Annotated in this window: 9 protein-coding genes; 7 read left to right on the top strand and 2 right to left on the bottom strand. The window is 69.2% G+C overall.

The genetic code is table 11. The features are described from left to right. On the bottom strand, positions 1-555 hold a 555-nt coding region (locus NA8_RS27485; protein ID WP_063053240.1), incomplete at its 3' end, for a GNAT family N-acetyltransferase. A 100-nt stretch (positions 556-655) separates the two neighbouring features. On the opposite strand from NA8_RS27485, the gene NA8_RS27480 reads away from it, so the two are divergent. The 3 genes from NA8_RS27480 (at position 656) to NA8_RS27470 (ending at position 3,426) form a co-directional block, all read left to right on the top strand. Next, a complete protein-coding gene (locus NA8_RS27480; protein ID WP_063053239.1) occupies positions 656-1,567 on the top strand; it encodes a sigma-70 family RNA polymerase sigma factor in 912 nt (303 codons plus the stop codon). An 80-nt stretch (positions 1,568-1,647) separates the two neighbouring features. Continuing rightward, positions 1,648-2,814: a pyridoxal phosphate-dependent aminotransferase gene (locus NA8_RS27475; RefSeq protein WP_063053238.1), complete on the top strand. Its 1,167-nt coding sequence runs from the start codon at positions 1,648-1,650 to the stop codon at positions 2,812-2,814. Positions 2,815-2,865: 51 nt separating this feature from the next. Beyond that, positions 2,866-3,426 (top strand): dihydrofolate reductase family protein, encoded by a 561-nt coding sequence (locus NA8_RS27470; RefSeq protein ID WP_063053237.1) that lies wholly within the window; start codon positions 2,866-2,868, stop codon positions 3,424-3,426. 81 nt (positions 3,427-3,507) lie between these two features. Here NA8_RS27470 and NA8_RS27465 read toward each other — a convergent pair whose 3' ends face one another. Further along, positions 3,508-4,152 (bottom strand): LysE family translocator, encoded by a 645-nt coding sequence (locus tag NA8_RS27465; RefSeq protein WP_063053250.1) that lies wholly within the window; start codon positions 4,150-4,152, stop codon positions 3,508-3,510. 697 nt (positions 4,153-4,849) lie between these two features. Here NA8_RS27465 and NA8_RS27460 point away from each other — a divergent pair. From NA8_RS27460 to NA8_RS27445, 4 genes are all read left to right on the top strand, one after another. Further along, the gene (locus NA8_RS27460) at positions 4,850-6,916 is read left to right on the top strand and encodes an acyltransferase family protein (protein WP_063053249.1); all 2,067 of its coding nucleotides are present in this window, start codon (positions 4,850-4,852) and stop codon (positions 6,914-6,916) included. A 154-nt stretch (positions 6,917-7,070) separates the two neighbouring features. Next, the gene (locus tag NA8_RS27455; protein WP_063053236.1) at positions 7,071-8,729 is read left to right on the top strand and encodes a DNA repair helicase XPB; all 1,659 of its coding nucleotides are present in this window, start codon (positions 7,071-7,073) and stop codon (positions 8,727-8,729) included. A gap of 41 nt (positions 8,730-8,770) precedes the next feature. Next, positions 8,771-9,439: a DUF3239 domain-containing protein gene (locus NA8_RS27450; protein ID WP_084467120.1), complete on the top strand. Its 669-nt coding sequence runs from the start codon at positions 8,771-8,773 to the stop codon at positions 9,437-9,439. Positions 9,440-9,491: 52 nt separating this feature from the next. Further along, positions 9,492-10,130 (top strand): LysE family translocator, encoded by a 639-nt coding sequence (locus tag NA8_RS27445; protein ID WP_063053235.1) that lies wholly within the window; start codon positions 9,492-9,494, stop codon positions 10,128-10,130. Positions 10,131-10,169: the final 39 nt, after the last annotated feature.

Here is a 10,169-nt window from a genome sequence, read left to right as displayed (position 1 = left end):
CCAGTCGCCCGCCGGGCCGGGCGGGTCGGTGCGCAGCCGGGCGGCGAGCCAGTGGTCGCGGCGTCGTCCACGTTGGATGCTGCCCAGCCGGGACAGTCCCTCGTACCGGAATCCGGCGCGCCTGGCGACGGCGGCCGAGGCGTAGTTGCCCACGAACGCGCGCCAGGCGATCCGTTCCAGGGCCAGGCCGTCGGCGCGGAACCCGAACTGGCACACCAGCTCGACCGCCTGCGTCATCAGGCCGCGCGACCGCTGCGCCGGAGCGAGCCAGAAACCGATCTCTGCCGCGCTCTCGTCGACTGCGCCGAGACCGATCGTGCCGATCACCGGTCCGTCGGCACGCAGCCGCACCGCCCAGATCGGACTGCGCGCCGCCCAACCGGGGACGACCATCTTCTCGATGAAGGTGACGGCACTGTCCCGGACGTACGGCACCGGGATGGTCACCCACTCCGCGATGGCCGGATCTTGGCAGCACTCGGTGATCGTGTCGATATCGTCCGTCGTCGGGGCCGACAGCCAGATCGTCCCGTTCGACAGCACGTGGTGGTCCATCGCGTCATGCTGTCACGAAAGGTTCGGTGGATCATCCGGATTACCTCGCCGCCGATGCCGTGCGGGAACGTTTCGAACCGGACCGTAGACTTCTTCCTCGATGGTTGCCGCGCTGCTTTCCGACCTGTTCGAATCACATCGGGCGCATCTGCTCTCGGTCGCCTATCGGCTGACGGGCAGCGTCGGCGATGCCGAGGACGCGGTCCAGGAGAGCTGGTTGCGTTTGGCGGGCGCGCACCAGTCCGAGATCGATGACCTGCGGGCTTGGCTGACCACCGTGGTGAGCCGTATCTGCCTGGACCGTCTGCGTAGCGCGGCGGCGCGGCGGGAGAGCTACGTGGGCCAGTGGCTGCCGGAACCGGTGGTCACCGCTCGCACGCCGTCGAGCGCGCCCGACCCGCTGGAAGCCGTGGTGCGCAAGCAGGAGTGCCGGTTCGCCGCGCTGATCGTGCTCGACACCCTGACGCCGCCGCAGCGTGTGGCCTTCGTGCTGCACGACGGGTTGTCGGTGCCGTTCGACGAGATCGCCGACATCCTGGGCATCTCCGCCGACGCCGCGCGGCAACTGGCGGTCCGCGCCCGCAAGGCGGTGACGCAGACGCCGCAGCCGGTGCCCGATGCCGAGCACGAGGCCGCCGTGCAGCGCTTTCTCCTCGCGCTGAGCTCCGGTGACGTGACCGCCGTCGCGGCGGCGCTGCATCCGGACGCGGTGATGATCGGCGATGCCAACGGCACCACCGCCACCGCGATCAACATCCTGCACGGCGCGGATCGCATCGCCCGTTTCTACCTGGGCCTGGTGCGTAAGTACGGGCTGCGGGACGCGTCGCCGGTCTATGAATTCGTGTCGGTGAACGGGCAGTTGGGGCTGCGAGTCGAGGCTCGTCCGGCGTCCGAGGGCCGGGCCGGTTACCCCGCTCGGGTGGTCGGCTTCACGGTGCGTGACGGAGTGGTCTGGGGGGCCTACGATCTGGCGAATCCGGCGAAGCTGGGCGGCGTTCGGCTGGGTTGAGCCCGGCGCGCAGACCCCAGGCCTGCCCGGCGGCCTCCGGCGTTCGCGATGACATCGAGATAGGGGGCTAGTCTCCGGTTATGCCCTCGCGACACCAGACCGTTGCCCGCCTGCGCCCCTTCGCGTCGACCATCTTCGCCGAGATGACCGAGCTCGCCGTCCGGCACGACGCGGTCAACCTGGGTCAGGGATTCCCCGACAGCGACGGGCCCGCGAGCATGCTGGAAGTGGCGCGCCGTGCCATCGCCGACGGGCTCAACCAGTACCCGCCGGGGCGCGGCATGCCGGTGCTGCGCCGAGCCGTGGCCGACGATCGGGCCCGGCGCTACGGGACCGACTACGACCCCGATGCACAAGTGCTGGTGACCGTGGGCGCGACGGAGGCGATCAGCGCTGCGGTGCTCGGCTTGGTCGAGCCGGGCGAAGAGGTCGTGCTGATCGAGCCGTACTACGACTCGTACGCGGCGGCCGTGGCGCTGGCCGGCGCTCGGCGGCGCACGGCGCGCTTGGTGGCAGACGGGGACCGGTTCGTCCTCGACCTGGACAGCCTGCGTGCCGCGATCACCCCCGCGACCCGGATGCTGATCGTCAACTCGCCGCACAATCCGACCGGCACCGTGCTCGGGCGCGCGGACCTGCAGGCGATCGCCGAAATCGCCTGCGAGCACGACATTCTGGTGTTGACCGACGAGGTCTACGAGCACCTGACCTACGACGGCGCCGAGCACATCAGCCTGGCGACTCTGCCGGGCATGGCCGAACGGACGATCGTGGTGTCCAGCGCGGCGAAGACCTTCAGCGTCACCGGGTGGAAGATCGGGTGGGCATGCGGGCCTGCCGAGCTGATCGTCGGGGTGCTCGCGGCCAAACAGTTCCTGACCTTCGTAGCGGGCGGCCCGTTCCAGCCCGCGGTCGCGCATGCGATCGACCACGAGCCGGACTGGGTGCGGGAGCTGCGAGAGACGTTGTCCGAGAAGCGTCTTCGCCTCTCCGCCGCGCTCGCCGACATGGGGATGCGGGTGTACACGAGCGCGGGCGGTTACTTCGTCGTCGCCGATATCACCCCGTTGGGCATCGCCGATGGCGTGGCCTTCTGCCGTGAACTGCCGAAGCGTCAAGGGGTGGCCGCGGTGCCGGTCAGCGTGTTCGCCGACGACACCGCCGCCTGGAATCACCTCGTGCGCTTCACCTTCTGCAAGCGCGACGAGACGCTGGACGAGGGGGTGCGGCGGTTGCGACGCGGATGATTCGCCGAACCCTGCCGTGGACTGTCAGGTTTCGCTGGCATCGTTCGTGCCATGGCAACTCAGTACTACACGGCAACCACCCTCGACGGGTACCTCGCTGATTCGGACAACTCGCTCACCTGGCTTTTCGAGGTGGAGGGAGCGGATGAGGCGCAGGCGGGCATCGCCGGCTTTCTCGCGCAGGTCGGCGCCATGTGCATGGGCGCGACCACCTACGAGTGGATGGTCGCCAACGAGCCGCCGGAGAGCTGGCATGAGTACTACGGGGACCTTCCGTGCTGGGTCTTCACCCACCGCGATCTCCCCGCCCTACCCGGCGCGAATCTCCGGTTCGTCTCGGGGGCGATCGAGGCGGTGCACCGGGAGATGACCGAGGCGGCCGGTGATCGCAATATCTGGATCGTCGGTGGCGGTGACCTGGCCGGGCAATTCGCCGACGCCGGACTGCTCGACGAGATCATGGTGAGCGTGGCTCCGGTGACCTTGGGCGCGGGCGCACCGCTGCTGCCGCGGCGCCTGTTGTCCTCCCGGATGCGGCTCACCGGCGTCGAGCAGGCCGGGCAATTCGCCGAACTGCACTACCGCTTGACAAACGCGGCCGATCAGCGCTGAGTCGAAGAGGGCTCTCGCCGACCCCGCTCCCTGGTCCCGGATCTCCGGTCCTCCAGTCCCCGATCCCTTGGGGGGCCGGGCTCAGGCCGGGATCGGGCGGGCGCGGTCGGTGGCGAGCAGAGCGGCGATCGTGCCGAGCATGGTGCCGGTGACGTAACGCTGGATGCGCAGCCACCTGGGGCGCCCGGTGAGGAACCTCGCGAGACCACCCGCGCCGAGCACGATCAGGCCGTTCACGCTGAGCGCCACCGCGATCTGCACCACCCCCAGGCCCAGGCTCTGCAACCAGACCCGACCGTGCTCCGGCGTGACGAACTGCGGAATCAACGCCATGTACATGATCGCGATCTTCGGATTCAGCAGGTTGGTGACCAGCCCCATCGCGAACAGCCGTCGGGTGGGGTCCGCCGCCAGCGCCGTCGGCGCGAACACCGACACGCCTCCCGGCCGCACCGCCTGCCACGCCAGCCACCCCAGATACGCTGCCCCCGCCAGCTTCACCGCCAGATACAGGCCCGGGACCACCGCGAACACCGCCGTGATCCCCGCGGTCGCCGCCGCCAGATACACGCCGAACCCCGCCGCCACCCCCGCCAACGACACCAACCCGGCCCGCCGCCCCTGCGAAACCGTCCGCGACACCAGATACATCATGTTCGGCCCCGGCGTGAGCACCATCCCCAACGCCGCCACCGCAACCCCCACCACCGCCGCCATCTCGATCATGCCCTGATCCTCACCCGCCCCACCGCCCCCCGTCGCGGTCCACTTCACACCCGCTGGACGGGTGTTGCCTCGAGGAGCCGGCTGGAAATATCCGGTGCTTCCCGCTGACTGCGGCGGCACCGGCTCGAGGCGCGTATCCGTACGCAACACATCGCCACTGCGGAAGCGGTGAAAGTACTCCCTGCTCGTATCCGAGCGGATCGATTGCAGCGGCTCGTCGCCCATCGACCCCGTATCGGTTCCGCTGTAATGCCGCTCGGTGCCCCGTCTTCCGACCTGAAATGCTGCCGCCCTAAATGGATTTTTCCTTTATCGATCGGCTCGACCAGTCGTATCTATAAGAGGTCGTGTCGGCCCGGTGAGTTTTGGTGAGCGGGATCATCTCCCGCACTCCGATGTGGATATCCCCGCGCCGCCATCGGCTCGGAGAACTTCGTGCCGCGAGGGCGCGAGTATGGAACTGGGCGGCAGGGTTGTCGGCTCGTCGGCCGAGGTGGAAGCCTGGCGGTCTGGTCCCGCCGTGGTCCATCGAACATCGTGGCAGGGTGTAAGTAGGCGGCGCGTCGGCGGGACTCGGTTCACGAAACCGATGACAATGCTGCACATGGCGGCCACGGTCAGCGGGTTGGGAAATCGGCGGGTGGACCGGTTCGACGGCGCGTTGCCGAGAGCGGGATTTCGGGGAGACATCGAGGGAATGCGGGCGGTGGCGGTGCTGGCCGTCGTCCTATTTCATGCTGGTGTGCCGGGGATCGGCGGTGGATTCGTCGGCGTGGACGTATTCTTCGTCATTTCCGGATTTCTCATCACCGGAATGCTCTACCGGGAAGCGGCCGAGACGGGAATGGTCGAATTGGTTCGGTTCTATGGCGCGCGTGCGCGCAGGCTGCTGCCCGCCGCGGGCATCGTGCTCGTCGCCGCGGCGATCGCCGCGGCCGTGCTGTTGCCGCCGATGCAGGCTCGCGAAGCTCTCGGCGACGGGATCGCGAGCGCGCTGTATGCCGGGAACTACCGTTCGGCCGCGCACGGCACCGATTATCTGGCCGCCGACACGCCGCCCTCGCCGTTCCAGCATTTCTGGTCACTCGGCGTGGAGGAGCAGTTCTACCTCCTGTGGCCCGCGCTCGTGATCGCGACGGCCTGGCTCGTGCGGCGGCGGCGAAACGGGACGGCCACACCCCTGCCGTACCTGATCGTCCTGGCGGTGGTCGCCGCGCTCTCCTTCGCGGTCTCGCTGACCTGGACCCGGACGCTGCCACCGTGGGCGTTCTTCACGCTGCCCGCGCGGGCCTGGGAACTGGCTGCCGGTGGCATGGTGGCGCTGTCGGTCGGCGTGTGGTCCCGGTTGCCGCCATGGGCGGCAGTGGCCGCGGGATGGGCCGGGCTCGGGTTGATCGTGACGGCCTGCGCTCAGCTGACCGAGAAGGCGCAGTATCCCGGGACCGCCGCGCTGCTACCGGTGCTGGGCGCGGCCCTGGTGATCGCATCCGGCTGCGCCGTAACGCGATTCGGGATCGGCCGAGTCCTGGCCGTGCCGGAGCTGCGGGCGATCGGCAGAGTGTCCTATTCCTGGTACCTCTGGCACTGGCCGCTGCTGGTGCTCGCGCCGCAGGTGCTCGGCCGCCCGCTGGGGCTGGTGGGCGCGCTGGGCGCGGTCGCGATGGCCGGTGGACTCGCCATGCTCACCCAGCGGCTGATCGAGGATCCGGTGCGCTTCGCCGACCGGTTGAAACGTTCGGGCAGGCTCAGTCTGGCGTGCGGCGGCGTGAGCACCGCGACGGCCATCTGTGTAGCGCTGGCGCTGCTCATGATCGTGCCCGCCCCGGTCGGCCGTGGCATGGCGGCGCGAAGTCTCACGCTGATCACACCGGCCGCGCCGGCCACCGCCACCGACCCCTACACCGAGGCGGTCGAGCAGTTGACGGCACAGGCCCAATCGGCGGTCGCCGCCTCGGCCGAGATTCGTGCTGTTCCGTCGAACCTCACCCCCTCCCTGGCGAGTGCGCGCGGCGACCGAGCGGAGGTGTTCGACAACGGTTGCTTCCGGTCCTGGCAGGACGTGGGCCAAGGCGAGTGCGCGTCCGGCGCTACGGACGCGGCCACCACGGTGGCCCTGGTCGGCGATTCCCACGCGGCGATGTGGCAACCGGCGTTCGAGCAGACCGCCGTGTCGCGCCACTGGCGACTGGAGACCATGGCCAAAGTCACCTGCCCGCTGCTCGACCTGCCCATCACCAGCCCCTATCTGGGCCGCGCGTACTCCGAATGCGAGCAGTGGCGCGGGCAGATCATGACCCGGCTGCGCAACGAGCGGCCCCGGCTGATCGTGGTGGGCATGTCCCGGCGCTACGGTGGCGACTTCGGCTTCGTGTCCTACGACCAGGCGTGGATCGACAGCCTCAATCGCCTGGTCGTCCAGCTGCGAGCCGCCGGATCGACCGTCCTGGTCCTCGGTGGAGTCCCCGATCCACACTCCACCGTGCCCGCGTGCGTGGCCGAGCACGTCGACGACGCCTCGGCATGCGTCCCCGACCGACCGGTCGCGGTCGACGACGCGGGCATCGCGGCCGAGCGCGCGGCGGTCACGGCGGGTGGCGGCCGGTATGCCGACCTGAACTCGCTGTTCTGCACCGCGGCCCGCTGTCCCGTCATCGTCGGCAACAACCTCGTCTACCGTGACGACAACCACCTCACCAGCGGTTACGCCATGACGCTCGCGCCGGTGATCGGCGCGCTCGCCGAACGCGCGCTGGCCGACGGCTGAGCCGGCCTCGGTGGCGGTTCGCGGGAAGACATCGCGCCCTTCCCGCGTTGCATCCGGTCACTGCCGCACCCGCGCCTCGCGGGAAGGGCCGGTAACCTGCGAGGTTGTCGGAGGGGTCGGGGAGAATGGCGGGGAATCTAGCTGAGGAGGGACTGTGAACGACGGTCCGCTGATCGTGCAGAGCGACAAAACGCTGCTGCTGGAGGTCGACCACGAGTTGGCCGATGCGGCGCGGCAGGCGATCGCGCCGTTCGCCGAGTTGGAACGGGCGCCGGAGCACGTGCACACCTATCGGGTGACGCCGCTGGCGCTGTGGAACGCGCGTGCGGCCGGGCACGATGCCGAGCAGGTGGTGGACGCGCTGGTCAGCTTCTCCCGGTACGCCGTGCCGCAGCCGTTGCTGGTGGACGTGGTGGATACCATGGCCCGCTACGGCAGGTTGCAGCTGGTCAAGCATCCCGCGCACGGGTTGACGCTGATCAGCCTGGATCGCGCGGTGCTGGAGGAGGTACTCCGGCACAAGAAGATCGCGCCGATGCTCGGCGCGCGCATCGATGACGACACGGTGGTGGTGCACCCGTCCGAGCGCGGTCACATCAAGCAGATGCTGCTGAAGATCGGCTGGCCCGCCGAGGACCTCGCGGGCTACGTCGACGGCGAGGCGCACGAGATCGAACTCGACTACGCCACCGACGGCTGGCATCTGCGTGACTATCAGCAGATGGCCGCCGACTCGTTCTGGGCGGGCGGCTCCGGGGTGGTGGTGCTGCCCTGCGGGGCGGGCAAGACGATGGTCGGCGCCGCGGCCATGGCCAAGGCGAAGGCGACCACGCTGATCCTGGTCACCAACACGGTGGCGGGCAGGCAGTGGCGGCGTGAGTTGCTCGCGCGCACTTCGCTCACCGAGGAGGAGATCGGCGAGTACTCCGGTGAACGCAAGGAGATCCGCCCGGTCACCATCGCCACCTACCAGGTGATCACGCGCCGCACCAAAGGCGAGTACAAGCACCTGGAACTGTTCGACAGCCGCGACTGGGGCCTGGTCATCTACGACGAGGTGCACCTGCTGCCCGCGCCGGTCTTCCGGATGACCGCCGATCTCCAGTCCCGTCGCAGGCTGGGCCTGACCGCGACGCTGGTGCGCGAGGACGGCCGGGAGGGTGACGTGTTCTCGCTGATCGGCCCGAAGCGTTACGACGCGCCGTGGAAGGACATCGAGGCCCAAGGGTGGATCGCCCCCGCCGACTGCATCGAAGTCAGGGTCACGCTCACCGACGCCGAGCGGATGTCCTACGCGACCGCCGAGCCGGAGGAGCGTTACAAGCTGTGCTCCACCGCCCACACCAAGATCGCTGTGGTCGAATCCATCCTGGCCCAGCATCAGGACGCGCCGAGCCTGGTCATCGGCGCCTATCTGGACCAGTTGGACGAACTCGGCGCCGCACTCGACGCCCCGGTTATCCAGGGCTCGACGAAGACCAAGGAGCGCGAGGAGCTCTTCGACGCGTTCCGGCGCGGCGAGATCCCGGTGCTCGTGGTGAGCAAGGTGGCGAACTTCTCCATCGATCTGCCGGAAGCGTCCGTGGCCGTGCAGGTTTCGGGTACCTTCGGTTCGCGACAGGAGGAGGCGCAGCGTCTCGGCCGGCTGCTGCGCCCGAAACACGACGGAGGCCAGGCGCATTTCTATTCGGTCGTGGCGCGCGACACTCTCGACGCCGAATACGCCGCACATCGGCAGCGTTTCCTCGCCGAACAGGGGTATGCCTACCGCATCACGGATGCCGACGACTTGCTCGGCCCCGCCATCGGATAAGCGGAGGCTTTTCCTCCGCAAACTGTGCTAGGAATGAGTGCGTGCGACGCTTCGAATTCGCGGTGGACCGCAGCCACGCCCACGCGGTGAACGAAGTCTTCGCCGACTTCCGCCGCCTGCGTATCCTGGCGATCGCCGCGGCGGTGGTCGCGGCGGCCGGGACTGCGTTCCTGATCTGGCTGAACCATCCCTGGGCGTATCTGCTCGCGGTCGCCTTCGCGCTCGGCGCGGTGACGGCGCTGTGGGTCGCCCTGTGGGCGCCGTGGCATTCCAGCATCGACAAGCTCTACGCGGACGGCGAACTGATCCCCGCGGTCGTCTCCGAGGCGCGTCCCACCGGAATGGTGCTGCTCGCCTTGGTCGACGTGTCCACACCCGAGTCGGAGGCCCCGCGCTACGCCTTGGTGACCCGCAAGGTCCGCACTCTTCCAGGGCATGAGGCCAAGGCAGGGGAGCGAGTGCCATCGGTGGCGGTGCGTACCGACCGCGCGCCACGGCAGGTGGGCGAGCGCTGGCAGTCGGTGAGCGCCATGCCGATCGCCTGGGGCACCACCGACGACGCCGTCATCGCCCGCGCCCGCACCGCGATCACTGAGGCCGAGTGGCGGCTGCTCACCGACAATCTCGCGCTCGCCGAGAAGGTGCGGCACGCCGCCGCGAAGCGCTTGCTGCTCGACCCGCACCAGTTGCCAGGCGAACTCGGTTCCTGATCCGGCTGGAACGCACCGCTATCGCCGGTGCGTGGGCGCCTACACTCGAAAGATGGTTCCAGCGTCCGATCTGCTGGCATTCGTCGCCGCCGCTTTCGTCATCATCGTCGTGCCCGGGCCCGGCGTGCTGTTCACCATCGGTCGCGCGCTCACGCTCGGGCGGCGCGCGGCGTTGCTCTCGGTGCTCGGGCACGCCGCGGGCGTCTACGTCGCCTTGGTCCTGGTCGCTATCGGGCTGGGCACCTTGCTCGCGGCGTCGGCGCTGGCTCTCACCGTGGTCAAGTTCGCGGGCGCGCTGTATCTGATGTATCTGGGAATCCAAGCGATTCGGCAGCGCTCGGCGTTGCGCGCGGCGCTGGGCGCCCCGATCGAAGCGGCGCCCCATGCGCGCGTGCTGCGCCAGAGCGCGATCGTCGGGCTCACCAACCCCAAGGCGATCGTCTTCTTCTCCGCGGTGCTGCCGCACTTCGCCGATCCGGCGGCGGGTTCGCTGTCGTGGCAGTTCCTGTTGCTCGGCACCGTCTTCCTGGCCATCGCGCTGGTGTCCGACAGTGCCTGGGCGCTGCTGGCCGCCTCGGCGAGGTCCTGGTTCGCCAGGTCGCCGCGCAGGCTGGAGGCGGTCGGCGGCGCGGGCGGGGTGATGATCTTCGGTGTCGGCGCGTCGGTGGCGCTGACCGGAAGTGGCGACTGAAGCCGTTACCATCCAGCGAAGTGGGTGCGCCGGTACCGG

The sequence above is a fragment of the Nocardia arthritidis NBRC 100137 genome, from assembly GCF_001612765.1.
In the GTDB taxonomy this organism is placed as follows: Bacteria; Actinomycetota; Actinomycetes; order Mycobacteriales; family Mycobacteriaceae; genus Nocardia; species Nocardia arthritidis.
Note: the sequence above shows the minus strand (reverse complement) of the source record. Positions and strands in the feature narration are given on the sequence as shown.